The organism is Leeuwenhoekiella sp. LLG6367-2.1 (assembly GCF_045055775.1).
Lineage (GTDB): Bacteria > Bacteroidota > Bacteroidia > Flavobacteriales > Flavobacteriaceae > Leeuwenhoekiella > Leeuwenhoekiella aequorea.
Window position 1 is genome coordinate 2,143,624 of the sequence record NZ_CP159331.1, and the last position, 21,537, is coordinate 2,165,160.

The following is a 21,537-nucleotide window of genomic DNA, read 5'->3' on the forward strand; positions in this document are numbered from 1 at the left end:
GAGATAAGTATTATTTAGTAGCGTTTTCCTCTAGTGCTTCCCAAAATTCATAGGCTCTCCTTAAGTGAGGAATTACGATAGTACCGCCTATTAATGTCCCTATGCTTAAAGTTTCCATTACCTGCTCTTTAGAAATACCTTCTTTATGGCAACTTTCTAAATGGTATTTTACACAATCATCGCAGCGTAAAACGGTTGAAGCAACTAATCCCAGAAGCTCTTTAGTCTTCACGTCTAATGCGCCGGCCGCAAAAGCGTTTGTATCTAAATTAAAAATCCTGTTGATGATCTTATTTTTATCACCTAGAATTTTATCATTCATTTTAGCGCGATATGCATTAAATGATTCTACTTGATTTTGAGAATTATCAGACATATAAGGGGTTAAATATTTAAAGTTTGTTTTTAGATTTTTCGGCTCTCTTTAATTGCCTTGCTTCTTGTCGTAATACAAAGGCAGAGATTACAATACTCACTTCATATAATACAAGAATAGGTATTGAGACAATTACTTGTGTTGAGATATCTGGAGGAGTTATTACTGCAGATATAACTAGGACGATTATAAGTGCGTATTTACGGTACTTACGTAAAAACTGTGGAGTAACTAAACCTATTTTAGTAAAGAAGTACATAATAATAGGCAATTCAAAAATCACACCGGCTGCAAGAGCACTAGCACGTACTAAACCGATATATGAATCAATATCAAATTCGTTTTTGACTTGTTCACCTACGGTAAAGTTGGCTAAGAAATTTATGGAAAGTGGGGCGATAATATAGTAGCCAAAAAGCACTCCCGTAAAAAATAATAGCGATGATATAATTATAAATCCGCGAGAGTTTTTACGCTCCTTTTCATAAAGCCCCGGAGATATAAACTTCCAAAACTCATACATTACATATGGAAACGCAACTACGACTCCTACTATTATCGAGGTCCATATCGCAGCATTAAACTGCCCGCCCATTGTGCGGTTTTGAATTATAAAATTCATCTCATTCACACAACCTTTATCTGAACCAAAGATATTGGCAATCTGACAAAGTAAATCATAGGAAATAAAATCGGGTCTGGCAGGCGCAAAAATTATATCGTCAAATATAAAATCTTTAAAAATAAAGGCGACAACACCTACAATTACAATTGCCAGTGTAGCTCTAATTAAGTGCCATCTAAGTTCTTCAAGGTGATCTAAAAAAGACATTTCGTCTTGAGAGGTATTTTGTTTTTTTGCCATTAGAGAATTCCTTCTTTAATTAAGTCGTGTAAGTGAACGACGCCTGTATAATTATTATTTTCATCAACAGCAAGAAGCTGTGTAATACTATTTGTTTCTAAAACTTCGAGCGCAGCAGTAGCCATCGAATGATTTGAAATTTGCTTGGGATTACTACTCATAATATCTTTTGCCGTTAAACCGGTAAGAATATCATTTTTTTCTAGCATTCTGCGTATGTCTCCATCGGTAATAATACCTACTATTTGAGAATTTTCTACTACTGCCGTTACACCCAGTCGTTTTTGAGATATTTCTACAATAACATCTTTTATGGGAGCATTCTCATTTACTTGAGGCTTATCGTGTAGTTCTACTAAATCGCTAACACGTAAGTACATCTTTTTTCCTAGAGCACCTCCTGGATGGTATTTTGCAAAATCTTGAGGTGAAAATCCTCTCAAATCAAGTAAAGCCAAAGCTAAAGCATCACCCATAACCAATTGTACAGTTGTACTTGTGGTAGGAGCAAGATTATGAGGACAAGCTTCTTTTTCAGCGTATGATAAGATAAGGGCATCAGCTTGTTTAGCTAAAAATGATTCTTTATTAGAGGTCATCGCGATAACCTTATTATTTCGGCCTTTTATTAATGGAATAAGCACTTTAATTTCGGCTGTATTGCCACTGTTTGAAATACACACTACAACATCACCTTCTTGAATAGTACCCAGATCACCGTGAATAGCATCGGCTGCGTGCATAAAAATAGAAGGTGTTCCGGTAGAATTTAGCGTAGCAACAATTTTTTGCCCTATTATTGCACTTTTTCCAACTCCAGAAATAATTACCCGACCTTGAGCGTTATAAACTAGTGATACAGCTTCAGCAAATTGATTATCTAAAAGCGTAGCTAAATTAGCTACAGCTTCCTGCTCCAAAGCGATAGTTTTTTTAGCGCTTTTTAAAATCTGGTCGTAGGTATTCAAAAGATATAAGATTAAGCCGTTTGTTTGGAGTAGAAATTACTATATTTAGAATACAAATGTATGCAAATTTGAACAAGCTTTAATGACTTCAGAAGAAATAGACTTACACGCAGCTCTTAAAAAATATTTTGGTTTTAGTCAATTTAAGGGTCTACAGGAAGATGTAATCAAAAGTATTGTTAATGGTGAACACACTTTTGTGATTATGCCCACCGGTGGCGGAAAATCTTTATGTTATCAATTACCAGCATTAATTGCCGAAGGAACAGCTATAGTTGTTAGTCCTTTAATAGCATTAATGAAAAATCAAGTTGATTCTCTCCGAGGGATTTCTAAGGAACACGGGATTGCTCACGTTTTAAATTCTTCGTTAAATAAAGGGGAGATTAAACAGGTAAAAGAAGATATTTCTAATGGTATTACAAAACTTCTATATGTAGCTCCAGAATCGTTAACCAAAGAGGAAAATGTCGAATTTTTACGATCTGTAAAAATTAGTTTTGTGGCCATTGATGAAGCCCATTGTATAAGTGAATGGGGGCATGACTTTAGACCGGAATATCGTAATCTTAGACATATTATAAAACGAATAGGTGATTCAATACCTATTATCGCTGTGACTGCGACAGCCACTCCAAAGGTTCAGGAGGATATAATGAAAAATCTAGGTATATCTGATGCAAACTCTTTTAGAGCATCATTTAATAGACCTAATTTATATTACGAAATACGCCCTAAAACTAAAAATGTAGATGCTGATATTATTCGGTTTATCAAGCAAAATCAAGGTAAGAGTGGTATTATTTATTGCCTAAGCAGAAAACGGGTTGAAGAGCTTGCTCAGGTTTTACAGGTAAACGGCATATCGGCCGTACCTTATCACGCAGGTCTGGATGCTAAATCTCGAGCGAAACATCAAGATATGTTTCTTATGGAAGATGTGGATGTAGTTGTTGCTACAATCGCGTTTGGTATGGGTATCGATAAACCAGATGTACGCTTTGTAATTCATCATGATATTCCTAAAAGTATTGAAAGCTATTATCAAGAGACCGGTAGAGCTGGACGTGATGGTGGTGAAGGGCATTGTCTCGCTTATTATGCTTATAAGGATATTGAGAAGTTAGAGAAGTTTATGAGTGGCAAGCCTGTGGCAGAACAAGAAATTGGTCATGCATTGTTACAAGAAGTAGTTGCCTATGCTGAAACTTCTATGTCTCGCCGCAAATTTATACTTCATTATTTTGGAGAAGAGTTTGACAATGAAACAGGTGAAGGCGGTGATCTTGATGACAATGTGCGAAACCCTAAGAAAAAGCACGAAGCTAAAGATGAGGTTGTAAAGGTGCTAAATGTTGTTAAGAAAACCGGTGAAATTTATAAGAGTAAAGAGCTTGTTCTTACATTAGTGGGTAAGCCCAACGCTATTATTACATCTCACAAAACAGATGATGAAATCTACTTTGGGAGTGGTAAAGATAAAGATCAGGGATATTGGAGAGCTCTTTTAAGACAAATTCTTGTAGCAGGATATCTTAAGAAAGATATTGAAACCTATGGCGTAGTCAAAATTACCGAAGCCGGAGAAAGTTATTTGAATAATGCGGTATCCTTTATGATGACCGCAGATCACACTTTTGATTCGGGAAGAGAGGATGTTGTTGACAGAGGAGCCGTGACTGGTGTAGGAGCAGACGCAAAATTAATTGCGATGCTTAAAGATTTGCGTAAAAAAGTAGGAAAGAAAAAAGGTGTTCCTCCCTATGTGGTATTTCAGGATATGTCTCTTGAAGATATGGCTATTAAATACCCTACCACATTTGATGAAATGGCAAATGTATTTGGTGTAGGTGAAGGCAAAGCAAAAAAATATGGTAAAGAGTTTATAGATTTAATTACAGTTTATGTGGCTGAGAATGATATTTTCAAACCAGACGAACTAGTTGTTAAATCTACCGGTACAAATAGTGCTTTAAAACTCTATATTATTCAGAATGTTGACCGCAAATTACCTTTAAATGACATTGCTTCCGCTAAAGGCTTGGATATGAGTGATTTTGTAAAAGAAATGGAGGTGATCGTTAATAGCGGTACCAAGCTCAATATCAATTACTGGATAGAAGATATTCTTGATGAAGATCAGCAGGAAGAACTGTATGATTACTTTTTAGAAGCTGAAACTGACAGTATTGAGGCAGCTCTTGAAGAGTTTGATGGAGATTACGATGAAGAAGAACTTAAGCTTTATCGTATAAAATTTCTTAGCGAGGTCGCAAATTAATTCTCAATTTATTAGGACTGTTAATTGGCAATTTTCTGAAAAGGAAGTTGCCAAACTTCCTTGTATTCCTATTTCATAATAAATTGTTAAGGGCTATATTTGTCGAAGTTGCAATCCCAACTAATATGAAAATTCCTACAAAAAACACCCTCTTTTCTCATAATTGGGACTTAGAACAGCGAAGCTCTATCTACTCGTCACTATTTCCATCAAAACTTAATATTGCTTCATTTTACAAAATAGTAGTATTAATGCTTCTTGTAATGATGAGTTCGTGTATTTCTACTAAGAAGCTCACCTATCTTCAGGAATCTCAAAATACTGCCGACAGTTTAATTCAAGTGAATGTTTTGAAAAGTCCCTACAGAGTACAGGTTCACGATGTGCTTAGTATTAGAATAAAAGCTCTGGATCAAGAACTGGTAGCGCTATTTAATCCACAAGGAGGCGAGGGAGAAGGTTCTAGTTTAGGAGAAGGTTATTATTACGATGGTTTTGTAGTTGATGACCACGGTAATATACGTCTTCCTACACTCGGTGAGATTTCTGTTTTAGGTTATACAGTTGAAGAAATACGTGAACGCGTAGAAGAAAAATTATTAGATGACTATTTTACTGAAAATGCAAACATATTTGTAACTGTAAAATTAGCCGGTATAAAATATACAATAGCCGGTGAGGTTGGAAGTCCTGGAACCAAAGTAGAGTTGGTGGAAGAATTATCATTACTCGAAGCTATTGTAAATAGTGGAGATATCACCGAATTTGGAAACAGAACTGATGTATTGATATTGCGTCAATATCCTGGTGGACGAAAGGTTCATCACGTTGATTTAACAAAAATTGAAGCTTTAAATTCGCCTTATTATTATATACAGCCTAACGACTTGATTTTAGTGAATCCGCTTCCGCAGAAGTCATTAGGAGTAGGAACTACAGGTCTGCAGTCTTTAAACACCATTGTTTCATTATTTACCCTAGCTGTGACTACAGTTTTATTAATCACCCGACTTTAAATGGAAGATGAGTTTGAAATAAGAGATCTGCAAAACTTCTTTGATTTTAAAGGATTTCTAGTCAAAGTAGTTAGTTGGTGGCCTTTATTTGTGGTTTGCATAGGTATTGCATATTACATTGCTCATTATAAAAATGTGCGTAAACAATCTGTATTTCGTATGAGTAATATGATTACAGTAAAAGATGACCAAAATCCGTTTTTCACCTCAAATACCAGCTTAACATTTAATTGGGGAGGTACGACAGATAAAGTGCAAACAGCAATTATCTTACTACGTTCAAGAAGTCATAATGAAGCTGTTGTTGAAAAGCTTCAGTTCTATGTAGATTATTTAGAGCAGGGAGAGTATCATTTAGAAGACATTTATGGATCTACGCCGTTTAAGGTAGATGTAAATACCTTGAGACCACAGCTTCTGGATAAAATGGTGAAAGTGGTTTTCCTTTCCGATAAAAAATACCGTTTAGAGATTGACTTTAATGGAGGTTCTGGTTCTGCTCAGAATTATAAAACCAAAGAAATAAGTTCTTTATCACTTCCTCAAAATACGATAGCAAAAGAATATAACCTAGGAGACCCTGTAGATTTTCCGTACTTCAATTTTAAGCTTAACCCCACTGATATTCCAGTAGAAATAGGAAAAGAATACCTCATAAAGTTTAATGCATTTAACGGTGTTGTAAGTCGTTATCGTGGTATAGGGCTTGATCAAACACCTACTGGATCGAGCATTTTAACTCTTAGTCTTACCGGAACTAATAAAGCAAGATTAGTAGATTATTTAAACTCTTCGGTAAATGTATTGAGTGAAACTCAGTTAGAACGCAAAAATCTTTTTGCAACCAGAACAATCAAATTTATAGATAGTAGTCTGGCGGTAAAGACTGCTGAGATGAGTAGTGTTCAAGAAGAATTAGATTCATTTAGAGATAATAACTCATCAGTAGGTATAGGCGGCAGCGAAGAAGGGTTAATAACTAAGATAACTGAACTTGATGCACAAAAGCAGAATTTAGAACAGCGACTCGATTATTATCAAGATTTAGAGCGCTATTTAAAAACCAGAGAAGATTATAGTGTAGATATTCCTGCACCTTCAATTACGGGAATAGGAGAAGGAAGTGTAACGCAGAGTGTTTCTAATATCATAGAATTAGCTGAAGAACGTAAAAGATTAGCTTATTCCGCAAAACCTAATAACCCTGCCTTTAAAGATTTAGACAGACGTATAAATGCAATTAAATCTGTTTTGTTTGAAAATATGGCTTCAAGCCAGCAAATTTTAAATAGACAACTGCGAGATGTGCGAAGTGAGATCGCGCAGACCGAATCTCAAATGCGGAAACTTCCTAATGAGCAGCAGCAGTTATTTGGAATACAAAGGCGCTATAACCTGAGTGAAGGTGCTTACGGACTTTTCTTAGATAAACGTAGCCAGGCAGGAATTGTCAAAGCTGCAAACGTTTCAGATATATTAATTATTGATGAAGCTAAAGATACCGGAGATGGACCAATAGGTCCTAATACCGAGGTGAGTTATGTGATGGCAATTGTGGGAGGTACTGCTGTGCCTTTAGTTATATTGTTTTTGCTTTTCTTCTTTGATACAAATATTAGCAACCCTAATGAAATTAAGAGGCTTTCTAATATTCCAGTACTTGGTGCAATAGGTAAGAGTAGTTTAAAAAGTAGTTTAGTAGTTATTGAAGACCCTCGCTCTGCAATCGCAGAGGGATTTAGGGGACTTCGATCTAGCCTTCAGTTTATTTATAGGAAACAACAAATTGAAGGAGCCAAGACAGTACGTGTTACATCATCTGTGAGTGGTGAAGGAAAAACTTTTTGTAGCATTAATCTAGCCAGTGTGTTTGCATTAAGTGAACGCAAAACAGTTTTAGTAGGTCTCGATTTACGCAAACCGAAAATATTTGGAGATTTTAATTTGCCATCCGATAAAGGGGTGGTGAACTATCTAATTGGAGAAGATAATTTAGATACTATAATACAAAATACTCAGATTCCCCATTTAGATGTGATATTAGCAGGATCAGTACCTCCTAATCCATCGGAGCTTTTGATGAGTGATCAAATGGATGTTTTGATTGCAGAACTGAAACAAAAATATGACTATATAATTTTAGATACTCCTCCATTAGGACTTGTTTCTGATGCATTAGAACTTGATGAATATGTAGATGCAACTTTGTATATAATAAGGCAACATTACACTAAGAAAGGGATGCTACGTCTCATAAATGATAAGTATAAGAAGAAGGAAATAAATAATATAAGTTTCGTTCTCAATTATTTTTCAGCTAAAAGTAAAATGGGCTATGGTTATGAATATGGTTATAGCTACGGGAAGTACGGAGAGGCCTACAGACAAAATGGAAAATCTGGCTTGTTTTCAAAAATCAAGAGATATATAAAAGATATTGCGAAGTGGTTTAATAACCAATTAGAGAAATAATTAATGAAGGATCAAGATGAGTGGTTGTATGAGATCAATGCTAAACAACCATTAATTGATATAGATTTTAAAGAGATTTGGAGATATAGAGATTTACTCTATCTGTTTGTGAGACGTGATATAATTTCTGCTTATAAACAAACTATTTTAGGTCCTTTATGGTATTTAATACAACCTTTATTTACGGGTATTATATTTACATTAGTATTTAACAATATAGCCAGTATTTCAACGGGGGGTGCGCCACCATTTCTATTTAATCTTGCCGGTATTACGATGTGGAGCTATTTTGCGCAGTGTTTAAACAATACCTCTAACACATTTGCCAGTAATGCAGGTCTTTTTTCTAAAGTGTATTTTCCTCGTGTTATTTCGCCAATGTCACAGGCAATCTCCGCATTATTCAAGTTGAGTATTCAGCTTTTTATTTTTGCCAGTTTTTATATGTATTTCGTTGTTAAAGGATCTGAAGTACAACCTAATAAAACGTTATGGTTTTTTCCTGTTCTTTTGCTAATTATAGCGGTTCTGGGTTTAGGAGCAGGAATGTTGATTTCGTCATTAACAACTAAATACCGGGACTTTAGAATTTTAATCGGTTTTGCGACAACACTTCTAATGTATATCTCAGCGGTTATGTATCCTATTTCTGAAGTACAGAACAGTGCCACTTTAGCGGAGTATACCTGGATAGTCGAACTGAATCCTATAGCTATACTTATCGAAGCATTTCGCTATATGACCTTAAGTGAGGGCTTGTTTGAATGGCCTTTACTCGCCTATTGCTCGGGTTTGAGTCTGGTTTTATTTTTTGTAGGGTTGATCGTTTTTAACAAGACTGGAAAGAATTTTATTGATACTATATAAATGAGTGATATTATTCTTAAAGCTGAAAATATTTCAAAACAGTATCGCTTAGGTAATGTGGGTTCTGGTACATTGCGCGATGATTTTAAAAGAAGCTGGGCGAAAATCAGAGGAAAAGAAGACCCTTTTTTAAAAGTAGGAGCTGTTAATGATTGTAGTCAGAAATCTACTGAAGATTATGTCTGGGCGTTGCGCGATATTAATTTTGAGGTGCAACAAGGTGAAGTTCTAGGAATAATAGGGAAAAACGGAGCCGGTAAATCTACTCTGCTTAAAATACTTTCTAGAGTTACTGCACCTAGTACAGGAGTTATTAAAAGTCGTGGTCGTATCGCCTCGCTACTTGAAGTAGGTACGGGGTTTAATCACGAACTCACTGGCAGGGAAAATATCTTTCTCAACGGTGCAATTTTAGGAATGACCAAAACTGAAATCTCGTCAAAACTTGATGAGATTATAGACTTCTCGGGCTGTGAACGCTATATAGATACTCCTACAAAACGATACAGCAGCGGTATGACGGTACGACTAGCATTTGCAGTTGCAGCTTTTTTAGAACCGGAAATTCTCGTTGTAGATGAGGTGCTTGCCGTAGGAGATGCCGAATTTCAAAAAAAGGCAATAGGTAAAATGCAGGATATTTCTAAAGGTGAAGGAAGGACTGTACTTTTTGTGAGTCATAATATGACGAGTGTACGGAGTTTGTGTAGTAGGGGGATTTTATTGGAAAAAGGACTGGTTAAAATGAGTGGAAGTATTCAAGAAGTAGTAGAAGATTATCTGGCAATTTCCAATAACAGATCAATAGGCAAACAGTTAATTAATAAATGGTTGAATATTACTAAAATAACTCTCAACAATAGCGCTAAAAGTCAAGAGTTTTACAATGGAGATATTTTAAAATTTGATATAGAATTTCAATTATTAAAGGATCAGCGAGAAGTCGCTTTTTGTTTATGTATTTATGACGAGTCTGGAAGTTTAATTGTAGCTCTAAACACCTATCATAAAAATGCTGATTTTTTTAAACTTCAAGAAGGTTTACATAATGTGATAATAGTTTTAGACAGATATATTTTAAACAATGGCATTTATATAGTTGATTTTTTTGCAAATGATTTTGAAGGAAATATTTATTTCCAACTCAAAAATGCTCTTTCATTTATTATAATTGATGATAATTTTCGGAGGGGTGAATTTTTTAAGAAAAAGTGGAATGGAGCTGTTTCTCTTCTACCGGAAGTGATAATTTTAAAATGATACCTAGGATTATTCACTACTGTTGGTTTGGAGGTGGCAAGAAGTCAGATTTTATTAACTATTGCATTTCGACTTGGAAATTTTATCTCACAGACTATCAGTTCATAGAATGGAATGAGCAAAATTTTGACGTATCAATCTGTGAATTTACTCGTCAGGCATACAGTAGCAAGCAGTGGGCTTTTCTTTCTGATTATGTAAGGAGTTTTGCATTAATTGAATATGGAGGTGTTTATTTGGATACTGATGTTGAATTGAAATCTTCGCTTGATATTTTTTTAAATCATAGAGCATTCTCAGGTTTTGAAAATATAGGTTTCCCGTTTACTGCTGTTTGGGGTGCTGAAAAAGGGCATATTTGGCCAAGAGATATAAAGCTCTATTATGAAGATCTTGGTAAACTTGATTTTAGAACTAATACGTGTATAGTCTCGGACTATTTAATTGAAAAGTACAATGTTAATCCTCTAAAAAATGAGTTTCAGGAATTAAAAGATGGTATACAAATATATCCTTCATACTATTTTTGTTTAGATCCAGTTCCAAATTATGCAGTACACCATTTTACTGGAAGTTGGCTTGAAAAAGGTGATAAATCAAATTATTCAGAAAATCTCTTAAAGCCTTTTTTCAAAGAAAGGCTTTTGAATTATTATAAGGACGATATTATCGGTTTTCTTTATAATGAAGGTATTATTAATAGGTTGGAGATAAAGAATTTTCTAATCAAAAGATTTTTAAAGAAATTTAAGAGTATATGGAAGGTCTAATTTCTGTCATTGTTCCTTGTTATAATCAAGCTGAGTTTTTAGAAGAATGCCTGACATCTGTACTAAACCAAACTTATTCTAATTGGGAATGTATAATAATAAATGACGGTTCAGCAGATCTAACGAAGGAGATTGCGAATAACTGGATTCAAAAAGACAAGCGCTTTAAATATGTTTTTCAGGAAAATAAGGGTTTGTCTTCTGCTCGTAACACCGGTTTGGTTCAAGCCAAAGGAGAATACATACAATTTCTAGATTCTGACGACTTTTTAGATCAAGAAAAGTTCTCAAGATCCATAAAGGAATTTTCAAATCCTCAGGTTGATATTGTAATATCAAATTTTAAGTTTTTTAATGAAGAAGCAAATTTGTTTGAAAATCCAAATTTTCTTTTAGGCGCATATTATTTTAATTTGGATTCAATATTATTTGATTGGGGTGAAAAATTCTCCATACCCATTCACAGCGCATTATTAAAATCAGCTTTGATAGATGAATTTTATTTTCCTATTGAGTTGGAAGCACGTGAAGATTGGATTTTCTGGATTTACTTATTTCGACATCCCAAAAATACAATTTTTATAGATGAACCTCTTGTAACTTATAGGATACACAAAAACGGTATGACAAGAGATTTTAATAAAATGAAACGAGAAAAACGAAATACTTTAGTTTATATGGAAAGGTTAGTTTCTGAAGATAAGGCTTTACGTATTTATAAAAAGTATATCTGTGAGTTACAACAAGATTATGCCAAGTTGCAGAGACAGCATCTAGAATTTTTGAATTCGAATACTTATAAATTCATCAATTTCTTTAAAATATTTCCTCTAAGACAAAGAAGGTAATTAAGTTAACTTGCAAATAAATGTTGGCAGTTGTAATACCCTATTATAAAATTGATTTTTTTGAGGAGACGATAAAAAGTCTGGTACACCAAACTTGTCTTGATTTTAAAGTTTACATAGGCGACGATGCTTCTGAAAATTCACCAGTACAAATACTATCCAAATATCAGCAGCTCTTAGAAATTACATATCACAAATTTGAAAGAAATTTAGGAAACAAAAGTCTAACGGGGCACTGGGATCGATGTATAGCATTGAGCAAAAAAGAGCCTTGGATTATGTTACTTGGTGATGATGATTACATCAGCTCCAACTATATAGAGCAATGGTATAATCATTTACCAAGATTTGAAGCTAAAACGAATGTGGTACGCTTCGCTTCCTATGATCTCTATCAGCAATCTGGAAATCTTTCTAAATTCTGCACCCACCCTTCCTGGGAGCTACCTACAGAGGCATTTTGGCGTAAATGTATTTATGACACACGAAGTTCCCTTTCAGAATATTTTTTTGCACGATCATCTTATATGAAATTTGGATTCTATAATTATGACTTGGCTTGGTGCAGTGATGATCGTGCATGGTTAGAATTTTCTGAGGGGTTACCAATATACACTATTAATGATAGTTTTGCAGTAATTCGAATTTCAGATAAAAGTATTACCGGCCAAAACACCAACTTACTGCGCAAGTCTAAAGTCAAGATACTATTTTATAAATTCCTTCTTTCAAACTATATTAAACTGTACTCTAAAGATCAAATCAGTCTTTTAAAAGGAAGGTTAGAAAATACAATACGGGGTAACCGCCAATTGACATATAGAGAGTGGTTGTTATTACTAAAAATACATTTACAATATTTATCTGCGAAGGAATTAAAAAAATTTGGAAAGCGAACTTTAAAAGTATCTTTAAATAAGCCGGTTATCTAAATGAAAGAGTTGATTTCAATCATACTACCGGTCTACAATAGGGAATCTTATGTAATTGAAACTTTAAATTCAATAGATAAGCAAACCTATACTACTTGGGAGTGTATTCTGGTTGACGATGGATCAACAGATCAATCTGTTGAGCTTATAAATAAATTTATAATAGATAAACCTAATTATAAATTATACCACCGGCCCAAAAGCAAAATAAAAGGTGCTAATTCCTGTAGGAATTTCGGTTTTTCTAAATCATCAGGAAGCCTTATTAAATTTTTTGACAGTGATGACTTGATGACTCCTGATCATTTAGAATTATGTAGAAATGCAATTTTTGCCTATGAAAAAGACTTTGTTGTATCAGATTCTATAAACTTTTATAATAATGAATTTAGGGGAAAGCCTTACGAGTTCGATCGTAGAAGTTCACAGCTGAATATGACAAACTTTGCTACCTATAGAGTAGCCTGGATTACTGACGATTTATTACTTAAAAGAGAACTTGCTGAAAAATTGAGGTTTAAGGAAGGCATAGAAGATAATGCAAGTGAATACCATTATAACTTAAAGCTTTTAGGGCTCACACTTAACGGACTATTGCTTCCAGAGGTAAATACATATCGAAGGATTCACGATTCCAATATGATTAATACAACACTAAAAAGAAATATTGATCAAATATTAGCCGAAAATAAATTTACAGCCTTAGAGTATGTAGAGGATCTAAGTACTGCAGAATTACAGCGTTGGTTTCTTTCAGGATATATTCAATTGAGTTTTAAACAAACGTTATCAAAAAAATGGCCCAAATATACGTGGAGAAGTATTCCTTACCTTGCTAAATATTATTCTGTTTTTAAAGCAGGTCTATTTACTTTGGCTCTTGTCACAGGTTACTTATTTGGAAAAGGTTATAATGTTGTAAAATATATTAGAAGTTGAATACAAGAAATAAGAACTCTATAATTATTCCCTATTTCAATACCCCTGAGTATATTGAGCGGTGTCTTATTTCTGCTAAACAACAATTTGGAGGTGTTAATGAAATTATTGTGATCGATGATGGGTCTAATGCCTTAGCAAAAAAACGCATACAAGACTTGAGCGCTCTTTACGATACCATTATTTATCAAGAGAACTCAGGGCAGGCGAAGGCCCGGAATGTGGGTATAAGTAAAGCAAGTGGTCGGTACATTTTAGTATTAGATAGTGATGATTATTTTACAGGTGATTTTGGATCGTCTGCAATAAAGTTCATAGAAGAGCAGGATTGTAAGTTAGTTTGCTGTAATGCTAATAGAATAGTTAGAGGAAAAATAGTGGATCAGTACAGTCCAAGGGGAGGAAGTTTAAAAGACTTTTTGTTTTATAATTCTGCAATGGGTACGGCCATTTTTAAAAAGGAAGATTGGAGTATTATAGGGGGGTATGATGAACAAATGCGTCAAGGTTGGGAAGACTGGGAATTTTATATTCGTCTTTTAAAAAGTGGAGGTAAATGTAAGGTTGTAAAAGATGTCTATTTTAATTATACATTACGAGGAAACTCGACAACAAGTATAGCAAACAGTTGCAGACCTACCTTGTTAAATTATATTTTCAAAAAGCATAAGGATTGTTACATTCAGAATTTTGAAAATTTTGTGGATTTTATAGCAGAATTATATGAGCAGGAGAATAATAAATATCTAAAATCTATAAAATCAAAAGAATTCCTTCTTGGAAATGCATTATTGAAAATACCACGTTTAATAAAGCAAGGATTAAAATGAAGCAGGCAATTTTAATAACAGCATATAAGGAACTTAACCATCTTAAAAAAATCATTGATTTCTTTGATGAGGACTTTGAGATCTACATACATTTTGACCGAAAGGTTAAGATTACAAATGAGAACTTACAAAAGATATTGAATGCAAATAATATAAAGCTTGTTAGTAGAAAATACCAGGTAAATTGGGGAGGATTTAATCACCTAAAGGCTATTTTACATTTGCTCGAAGAAGCCCTTAAAAATCCAAAAATTGAATATTTTCACGCAATAAGCGGACAAGATTATCCATTAAAAAAAATAGATAGCTTTAAGGAATTCTTTTTAGATAATCGAGGGATTTCATTTCTTGATTATCAACATATAAGTTTAACAGGTTGGAAGAATAATGGATTAGATCGTTATGAAATTTTTAATTTTTACGATTTTTTAGATTACAAGAATTTACATCAAAGAAAAATTTTATACCGGCTATTCCAATTACAAAGAAAATATGGTATTAGAAGGAAGCTACCTTTTGAAATGAGTAATATATATGCTGGTTCAACCTGGTGGAGTCTGAATCGAGAAGCAGCTGAATTTATGATTGGATTTACGAATTCCAACCGTAAAATCTTTAAAAGGTTTCGGTATACCTTGTGCAGTGAAGAGGTTTATGTGCAAACAGTTTTGTGTAATTTTTTTGATTCTAATCTATTAGTCCAAAATAATCTTAGGCATATTGATTGGAGTGCTAGAAATGATAGTAATCCTGCTATATTAGATATGTCTGATTACGATAAACTAGTGACTAGCGAGGCTTTTTTTGCTCGAAAATTTGATGAAAGTGTATCCTCAGATCTTCAAACGGCTCTAGATGATTTTATGAAAAAAAGAGGGTAACAGATGCAAGAAAGTTTAATATCTGTTTTACTTCCTGTTTTTAATGCCGAAAAATTTATCAAGGACTGTATTGATAGTATTCTGGCACAGACTTATTCAAATTTTGAATTAATTATAATTGATGACTGTTCTAATGATTCTAGCGTTGATATTATAAGGTCTTATACAGATAAGCGCATTAAACTAATTTTGAAACCTATAAATACGGGATATACTGAAAGCTTGAATCAAGGATTGGCCATTGCACATGGCTTATTTATAGCAAGAATGGATGCCGATGATATTTCTATGCCAAATCGTTTTGAACTTCAGGTAAATTTTCTAAGAAAAAATTCATCAGTTGCTATATGTGGTACAGACGCTAATATATTAGGAGCAAATTTTAAATTTAATTTCCCAGAGTCGTATGAAGCGATAAAAATCAATTTGTTATTTGGGAGTTCTTTAATACATCCAACTATAATGGGTAGGGGAGATATTTTAAAAAAATATGGCTACGATTCTTCCTTGGAGCCTGCAGAGGACTATGACCTGTTCACAAGGGTTGCTTTAGATCACCCACTTATTAATTTGTCTGAGAGGTTATTAAATTACAGAGTACATAATAACCAAACTTCAAATATGAGGTCGGCAATTCAAAAAGATCGTATGAGGCTTAGTATGTGCCGCATGTTTCAGGTTTTCAAATATGACACCGAGGTTTACAAGAGAGAAATTATAATGAATGCCATAATGCCTTACAGATCAATAGATACTAAAGAGCTTCATTTAGTTTTGAACTGGTATCAGTTGCTTTTAAAAGTTGGCTGTAATAACTTCTACGAATTACATTCTCTCGGTAAAGCTCTTAATCGTAAAAAATATAATTTTTTAAAATTCTATGTTGAAAATCCTAAACTGAGGATTGATTTTGGAACAATAATATTGTGGAAGAAAATTTTTATAATTAGTCCAAGATGGTTTTTTTCGTATTTGAAAGTAAGGTTTAAAAATAGAGTTATTTAGGGCTTATTTGAACGATAACCATATCATTAGTTAGCTTAGAGAATCCTTTCCTATAATGAATGCTAAAATTTTAATAAAATATTGATTTGATACCTAAAGTTTCTATTGTTTTACCAGTATATAATGGTCAAAAACATCTCAATGAGGCCATTGAGAGCGTGATAAATCAGTCAAATCCTAATTTTGAGCTTATAATTATTGATGATGATTCGACAGATAAAAGCCCTGAAATAGCAAATAAATATTTAGAAAAAGATAATAGAATACAATTTTATAGCAATCCAGAAAATAAAAAATTGCCTTACACACTTAACAAAGGTTTTTCTATGGCTAGAGGTGAATTTTTAACCTGGACTTCTCATGATAATAAATTAAAAGTCAATTTTATTGAAAGGTTTTTAAAAGAATTTGATAATGGGCATTATAAATTTATTTATTCAAAAGAGGATTTTATTTCTAATGAGGGTGAGAAATTTCATAATAATAAAAATTACAATTTTAATTCTTTAATATTTTCCAATGCAATTGGTGCATCTTTTATGTATAGAAGAGTTGTTTTTGAAGAGATTGGTAAGTACAACGAAAATCTCTTTTTGATTGAGGATTACGACTATTGGATGCGAGTTTCTGAAAAATTTGAGATTGGCTTTATAAATGAATCTTTGTATCAGTATAGATATCATGGTGAAAGTCTTTCAACTAAAATAAAATCAGACTTGTTAGTGAGTGAGGAATATACGACTGCTGTTGAAGAGTTATTTAAAAATTTTGTCAGACAAAATACTTCTTTGTCATTTTTTTTAAAGTCACTTTTTTTAGGGGAATTAAATAATGCTTATCAGATATTAAAAAGCTTTGAGCTTTTCTCTTTTGACTTAAAAGAGAAAATTATGAATAATAAAGCGCTAGAATGGGACGAGGTTCAATTAAATTTTTATTTGATCGTTCGACAGATTTGGAAAAGAAATTATGAAAAGGTGAAGTTTATACACAAGTTATACATCCTTTTTAAATGGCCAAGAGTCCTATTGTCAAGAAAATTTAGTTACAAAAAAAGTCTTAAGTTAATGTGTGACATAAATTAGAATGACTATTAAGTTTTTAACATCATTGAAAATTGTAATTTTTTTATCAAAATAGTTGACTGAAATCTATAGTGTGAAATCTTTAATCCATCCTAAGATAACTATCCTCTTAGCTACCTTTAACCGGGCTCATTTAATTCTGGAAACTTTAGAATCTATAAAAAATCAAACCTATACCTATTTTGAATGTTTGATAACTGATGATAATTCAACAGACGAAACAGAAGTTGTAATAAATGCTTTTATAGAATCCGATTCCCGTTTTTTTTATTTCAAAAAAACTGAAGCTTATCCACAAGGTCTTTCAGCTACCCGTAACTTCGGATTGGATTTAGCGCAAAAAAGAAATGCAGAGTTTATTCAATTTTTTGATGATGATGATATAATGCATCCACAAAAATTGGAATTACAAATAGAACCATTTATAGAAGAACCGAAGTTGGATATAACTATATGTATGTATCGTAAATTTTGGGATGTAACTCAAATCCAGTTCAATTTAAAGAAGGCTTTTGATCCTAGCTACTCGATTAAAACAGATAATCTTCTCAGATCTTTTTATCTAAATCAAATACATTTAAATTCACTAGGGCCTATTTGGAAGTTTGAAGTTTTGAAAAAATATCGCTTTGATACTCTTTTATTTTATGCAGAGGAACGGGAATTTTATCTCAGAATATTTTTAAAGGAGTCTCTGAAGTATCAGTTAATTGAGCAGATTTTATGTTGGTATCGAAAACATGATCAGGCTATTACCTCAAACTTATATAGTGATCCTAATCTCAAAGGTGAATCTGAAAGATTATTTCAGAAGAAATTTCTGAAACTTGTTTTGAAACAAAGCAGCCCACCATTTTTTATATTAAAGTCATACACGAAAATAGCAGTAAGAAGAAATAACACTTTTTTTATCGATTTACTTAGCCAATACTTTAGCCAAGTAAAAAATATATTTAAGCCGAAATATTTTGCTCTTTGGATGTATATTAAAATGAGCAAAGTATTACACTTAGTAAATTTGATTAATTTTTGAGAAACGGAGTAAATCCTGAAAAGTTCAAAGGCGAGGTATTACCGATTTTTTCGCATCGGGTGATTGTGCCGGTTTACATCCCTAATTTAAAGGAGCAGTATTATCTAAATCATTTGGAGGTTTTTGAAAAATTTATCGATCAATTAGTTAAAACTATAAACCTGCAAACCACAGCTATAACACTGATTAATAATAATTCTTGTGTAGCAATCTCCCGTGTCATAGAGAGCAAGCGTGCAGCAATTGACAAACTAGTTGTATACCAGGAGAATAAGGGTAAGGTGTATCCGGTATTACAAGAGGCACGAGCTGCAGCTGAGCCATTTATAACTATAACAGATGCTGATGTGCTTTTCTTTAAAGGCTGGGAAGAGGGAGTTTTTAATATATTCGCAAAATGCCCTAAGGCTGGTGTTGTTGCGCCCCTGCCTTCTGCGGGGTTAGCATTTTATTGCAATACAGCAGTGTTTATAGATAATTTTTTCAGAGGTAAAATACAGTACGATAAATTTATTTCCGATCAGGATTCTGAAATGTATTTATATGGGATGGGAAATAAAGCTTTATTAGATAGAAGTAATAGGAAGTATTCATGGAAAGAACGCCAGTATTATTTATCGGGTACAGACGCAATTATTGGTAGCGGTCATTTTGTCGCTACATATAAGGGCGATATATTCAAAAATTCTACAGGTTTTCCTAAATTAAAATTTAAAAATGGCCTTGAGGAAGATTTTATTGACATTTTGAGTGATAGAAAGGGTTATTACAGGCTTTCAACTAGAACGACTTATGCTTACCACATGGGAAACACTTTGGTTAATGATCAAATTCAAGAAGCATATTTTGTTGATTCTAAACTTCCAGGTTCTTTTTTTGATGCTTCTTTCATTTCTTCACGTTCCAGTATTCCATTTATTATTCGTAAACACCTGTTTTCCTTGATCAAAAAGATTTTTAAGCTTTAGTGTGTTGAAAAAATTGTTGGTCCTAGCCGAAGATGTTGACGTTAATTTGAGTAGTGGCGGAAAAGCGAACTACGCCTTCATCTGTGCATTATTGGAGTGTGGTTTTTCGTTGAAAATATATCATTACTCTCATAAGGAGGTGTTTTTTGAAAAAGCAGAAAGCATTCTTATAAATGAGAATAAGTGGAGCTTTTATTTTTTGCTAAGCAGATTTCAACGGCTTTGGCAGAGGTATACTAGAATAGAAATCGCTAAATATTTTGAAAGAAGATTCGGCTTTTCCTTTACTTTTTTTAATGATACTAAAAGTATTGTAAGAACGATACGTAAGGAGAATCCAGAAGATTTTGACTGGTTGATAACGCTAAGTAAGGGATCTAGTTACCGTTCACATTATGCAATATTGAGTCAAAATAGATGGCACTCAAAATGGATTGCTAACATTCATGACCCATTCCCTTTTTCCTATTATCCGAAACCTTACAGGTGGGTTGAGCCAGGTGACAGAAAGAAAAGAGTCTTTTTTCAAGAAATGGCAATAAAGGCAAAATACTTTTCCTACCCTTCAGCTCTATTAAGAGAGTGGATGGGGCAATATAATATTAGATTTCATCATGAAGGGTTGGTTTTTCCACACCAAATTAGTCAGATGAATTCTACCGATAATCTTATTCCAGAGAATATCTCAAATAAAATAAAGGATAAATTTACAATGCTTCATGCGGGTAATTTGCTCGAACATAGAAGCCCATTCAAACTAATTGAGGCCTGGAGAAAATTTGTTTCACATTATCAACTTTCTGAAAATGATGTGCACCTTTTACTAATTGGTCCAGGCACTTTTCACGAGCCCTACTTGACTGAATTGTGCAAGAAGTTTGATACCATATTCCGGTATTCAGGAAACCTGAATTACGATGTGGTCAAATTAATCGAACATTTAGTTTCTGTTAATTTAGTCTTGGAAGCCGAATCGGAAATTAGCCCATTTTTACCAGCTAAAGTTCCAAATTTGGTAAAAGTCGATAAAATTATTCTTCATATAGGGCCGAAAAAAAGCGAGACTTTAAATCTGTTAGGCGTTGATTATTCATTTCACGCGGACCCGTCAGACGCTAACGTAATTTTTTTAAAGATGTGTGAATTATATGAGATGTGGTTGAATGGGTCTAAATTGAAATTAAACAAACCAAATTTAATGGAGTACTTTAAACCTGAACATTTAAAAAATCAAATATTAAATATAAACCATTGAGAATGCTAGAGGCTTCAATATGCATTGTCTCAAAAAACCGACAATCAGAACTAAATAAAACACTTCAGTGGATAAATCTCAACGTTGACTTAAACCATACCGAAGTTTTGATATGTCTTGACGGTTGTTCTGATGATTCGTATTTATTAGTCGAGAAATTCTCATACTTTCAATGGTTAATTCTTCAAGAATCAATAGGAGCTTCTCCCGCAAGAAATAAGTTATATAAAAGAACAAAGGGAGCAATTATATTCGGGTTTGATGACGATGCTAATCCTGTAGAGAAGGGATTCATTTGTACTGCGCAAAATTTGTTTAAATCCAACCCTAAAGTTGGGATTTTGGCATTTAGAGAGATAAGAGACTTAACTGTATACAATGAAGTTCAAAATAAAGTTAGAGGAGAGTTTCTCTGTAGTGAATTTATTGGATGTGGTTTTGCAATTAAAAGAGAGGTATACTTCAAAACGAATGGCTTCCCTACCTGGATGAAGATATATGGAGAAGAATCTTGCGTTTCTGCTGAGGTACTTGATTGCGGTTTTGATATTTTATTTTCTTCAGATCTGGTTGTTTTACATAGGGTTAACCTTTTAATTAGAAAGAAACAAGGTCATAATCAATATCGATTTAAAAATCAATTGATAAATTCTTCAAAATTTTATTTGGTCTATTATCCTTTTCGCTTCTGGTTATATAAACTAGGGAGACTTTATCAGCATAATTTCATTAAATATGCAGTATTGAATGGAACATTTTTTTTCAATTTTTTTCAAGCAGGGATCGCTACGGCTCTATTTGTTTTCGAATTACCAAAATATAGGAAGGTTTTAAAATTAGAAACATTGCAAAAAATGAGAGATCTACCTGCACCAAGAATTTAAAA

At 33.3% G+C, this 21,537-nt stretch carries 20 protein-coding genes; 17 read left to right on the plus strand and 3 right to left on the minus strand.

Annotated features, from left to right (window positions below; genetic code table 11):
* Positions 1 to 10: 10 nt before the first annotated feature.
* From ABVM53_RS09800 to ABVM53_RS09810, 3 genes are read right to left on the minus strand one after another with little or no spacing between them, the layout of a single operon-like run.
* Positions 11 to 376, minus strand: coding sequence for a carboxymuconolactone decarboxylase family protein (locus tag ABVM53_RS09800; protein WP_371454953.1), 366 nt, complete (start codon positions 374 to 376; stop codon positions 11 to 13).
* A gap of 16 nt (positions 377 to 392) precedes the next feature.
* Positions 393 to 1,241: a twin-arginine translocase subunit TatC gene (gene tatC / locus ABVM53_RS09805; protein WP_371454952.1), complete on the minus strand. Its 849-nt coding sequence runs from the start codon at positions 1,239 to 1,241 to the stop codon at positions 393 to 395.
* The gene (locus ABVM53_RS09810) at positions 1,241 to 2,209 is read right to left on the minus strand and encodes an SIS domain-containing protein (protein ID WP_405325627.1); all 969 of its coding nucleotides are present in this window, start codon (positions 2,207 to 2,209) and stop codon (positions 1,241 to 1,243) included. The genes tatC and ABVM53_RS09810 overlap by 1 nt, the downstream gene beginning before the upstream one ends.
* A gap of 82 nt (positions 2,210 to 2,291) precedes the next feature.
* On the opposite strand from ABVM53_RS09810, the gene recQ reads away from it, so the two are divergent.
* The 17 genes from recQ (at position 2,292) to ABVM53_RS09895 (ending at position 21,535) form a co-directional block, all read left to right on the plus strand.
* Entirely contained in the window at positions 2,292 to 4,490 is a 2,199-nt protein-coding gene (gene recQ, locus ABVM53_RS09815) for a DNA helicase RecQ (protein ID WP_405325629.1), read from the plus strand.
* Between the two features lie 251 nt (positions 4,491 to 4,741).
* The gene (locus ABVM53_RS09820) at positions 4,742 to 5,506 is read left to right on the plus strand and encodes a polysaccharide biosynthesis/export family protein (protein WP_371455852.1); all 765 of its coding nucleotides are present in this window, start codon (positions 4,742 to 4,744) and stop codon (positions 5,504 to 5,506) included.
* Entirely contained in the window at positions 5,507 to 7,978 is a 2,472-nt protein-coding gene (locus ABVM53_RS09825) for a polysaccharide biosynthesis tyrosine autokinase (RefSeq protein ID WP_405325631.1), read from the plus strand.
* 3 nt (positions 7,979 to 7,981) lie between these two features.
* A complete protein-coding gene (locus tag ABVM53_RS09830; RefSeq protein ID WP_405325633.1) occupies positions 7,982 to 8,845 on the plus strand; it encodes an ABC transporter permease in 864 nt (287 codons plus the stop codon).
* Positions 8,846 to 10,105, plus strand: coding sequence for an ABC transporter ATP-binding protein (locus ABVM53_RS09835; protein ID WP_405325635.1), 1,260 nt, complete (start codon positions 8,846 to 8,848; stop codon positions 10,103 to 10,105). It begins immediately after the preceding gene.
* A complete protein-coding gene (locus ABVM53_RS09840) occupies positions 10,102 to 10,875 on the plus strand; it encodes a glycosyltransferase family 32 protein (protein ID WP_405325637.1) in 774 nt (257 codons plus the stop codon). Before ABVM53_RS09835 ends, ABVM53_RS09840 begins: the two co-directional genes overlap by 4 nt.
* Positions 10,863 to 11,723, plus strand: coding sequence for a glycosyltransferase family 2 protein (locus ABVM53_RS09845; RefSeq protein WP_405325639.1), 861 nt, complete (start codon positions 10,863 to 10,865; stop codon positions 11,721 to 11,723). Before ABVM53_RS09840 ends, ABVM53_RS09845 begins: the two co-directional genes overlap by 13 nt.
* 20 nt (positions 11,724 to 11,743) lie before the next feature.
* Positions 11,744 to 12,655, plus strand: coding sequence for a glycosyltransferase family 2 protein (locus tag ABVM53_RS09850; RefSeq protein ID WP_405325641.1), 912 nt, complete (start codon positions 11,744 to 11,746; stop codon positions 12,653 to 12,655).
* On the plus strand, positions 12,656 to 13,594 hold the full coding sequence (locus ABVM53_RS09855) for a glycosyltransferase family 2 protein (protein ID WP_405325643.1): 939 nt from the start codon (positions 12,656 to 12,658) through the stop codon (positions 13,592 to 13,594).
* The gene (locus ABVM53_RS09860) at positions 13,591 to 14,424 is read left to right on the plus strand and encodes a glycosyltransferase family 2 protein (RefSeq protein ID WP_405325645.1); all 834 of its coding nucleotides are present in this window, start codon (positions 13,591 to 13,593) and stop codon (positions 14,422 to 14,424) included. The genes ABVM53_RS09855 and ABVM53_RS09860 overlap by 4 nt, the downstream gene beginning before the upstream one ends.
* Positions 14,421 to 15,305: a beta-1,6-N-acetylglucosaminyltransferase gene (locus tag ABVM53_RS09865; protein WP_405325647.1), complete on the plus strand. Its 885-nt coding sequence runs from the start codon at positions 14,421 to 14,423 to the stop codon at positions 15,303 to 15,305. Before ABVM53_RS09860 ends, ABVM53_RS09865 begins: the two co-directional genes overlap by 4 nt.
* 3 nt (positions 15,306 to 15,308) lie before the next feature.
* Positions 15,309 to 16,310 carry a glycosyltransferase family 2 protein gene (locus ABVM53_RS09870; protein WP_405325649.1) on the plus strand — a complete coding sequence of 334 codons (1,002 nt, stop codon included), beginning with the start codon at positions 15,309 to 15,311 and terminating at the stop codon, positions 16,308 to 16,310.
* A gap of 86 nt (positions 16,311 to 16,396) precedes the next feature.
* On the plus strand, positions 16,397 to 17,395 hold the full coding sequence (locus ABVM53_RS09875) for a glycosyltransferase family 2 protein (protein WP_405325651.1): 999 nt from the start codon (positions 16,397 to 16,399) through the stop codon (positions 17,393 to 17,395).
* 73 nt (positions 17,396 to 17,468) lie between these two features.
* Positions 17,469 to 18,428 carry a glycosyltransferase family 2 protein gene (locus ABVM53_RS09880; protein WP_405325653.1) on the plus strand — a complete coding sequence of 320 codons (960 nt, stop codon included), beginning with the start codon at positions 17,469 to 17,471 and terminating at the stop codon, positions 18,426 to 18,428.
* Positions 18,425 to 19,396, plus strand: a complete 972-nt coding sequence (locus ABVM53_RS09885) for a glycosyltransferase family A protein (RefSeq protein WP_405325655.1) — start codon at positions 18,425 to 18,427, stop codon at positions 19,394 to 19,396. Before ABVM53_RS09880 ends, ABVM53_RS09885 begins: the two co-directional genes overlap by 4 nt.
* 1 nt (position 19,397) lies before the next feature.
* Positions 19,398 to 20,651: a hypothetical protein gene (locus ABVM53_RS09890; RefSeq protein WP_405325657.1), complete on the plus strand. Its 1,254-nt coding sequence runs from the start codon at positions 19,398 to 19,400 to the stop codon at positions 20,649 to 20,651.
* A 2-nt stretch (positions 20,652 to 20,653) separates the two neighbouring features.
* Positions 20,654 to 21,535: a glycosyltransferase family 2 protein gene (locus ABVM53_RS09895; RefSeq protein WP_405325659.1), complete on the plus strand. Its 882-nt coding sequence runs from the start codon at positions 20,654 to 20,656 to the stop codon at positions 21,533 to 21,535.
* Positions 21,536 to 21,537 lie beyond the last annotated feature (2 nt).

Bases quoted from the DNA above. Each gene is read 5' to 3' on its own strand.
- ABVM53_RS09800 (WP_371454953.1), bottom strand. From the start codon at position 376: ATGTCTGATAATTCTCAAAATCAAGTAGAATCATTTAATGCATATCGC.
- tatC (WP_371454952.1), bottom strand. From the start codon at position 1,241: ATGGCAAAAAAACAAAATACCTCTCAAGACGAAATGTCTTTTTTAGAT.
- ABVM53_RS09870 (WP_405325649.1), top strand. From the start codon at position 15,309: ATGCAAGAAAGTTTAATATCTGTTTTACTTCCTGTTTTTAATGCCGAA.
- ABVM53_RS09865 (WP_405325647.1), top strand. From the start codon at position 14,421: ATGAAGCAGGCAATTTTAATAACAGCATATAAGGAACTTAACCATCTT.
- ABVM53_RS09895 (WP_405325659.1), top strand. From the start codon at position 20,654: ATGCTAGAGGCTTCAATATGCATTGTCTCAAAAAACCGACAATCAGAA.
- ABVM53_RS09835 (WP_405325635.1), top strand. From the start codon at position 8,846: ATGAGTGATATTATTCTTAAAGCTGAAAATATTTCAAAACAGTATCGC.
- ABVM53_RS09825 (WP_405325631.1), top strand. From the start codon at position 5,507: ATGGAAGATGAGTTTGAAATAAGAGATCTGCAAAACTTCTTTGATTTT.
- ABVM53_RS09845 (WP_405325639.1), top strand. From the start codon at position 10,863: ATGGAAGGTCTAATTTCTGTCATTGTTCCTTGTTATAATCAAGCTGAG.
- ABVM53_RS09820 (WP_371455852.1), top strand. From the start codon at position 4,742: ATGCTTCTTGTAATGATGAGTTCGTGTATTTCTACTAAGAAGCTCACC.
- ABVM53_RS09850 (WP_405325641.1), top strand. From the start codon at position 11,744: ATGTTGGCAGTTGTAATACCCTATTATAAAATTGATTTTTTTGAGGAG.
- ABVM53_RS09830 (WP_405325633.1), top strand. From the start codon at position 7,982: ATGAAGGATCAAGATGAGTGGTTGTATGAGATCAATGCTAAACAACCA.
- ABVM53_RS09840 (WP_405325637.1), top strand. From the start codon at position 10,102: ATGATACCTAGGATTATTCACTACTGTTGGTTTGGAGGTGGCAAGAAG.
- ABVM53_RS09855 (WP_405325643.1), top strand. From the start codon at position 12,656: ATGAAAGAGTTGATTTCAATCATACTACCGGTCTACAATAGGGAATCT.
- recQ (WP_405325629.1), top strand. From the start codon at position 2,292: ATGACTTCAGAAGAAATAGACTTACACGCAGCTCTTAAAAAATATTTT.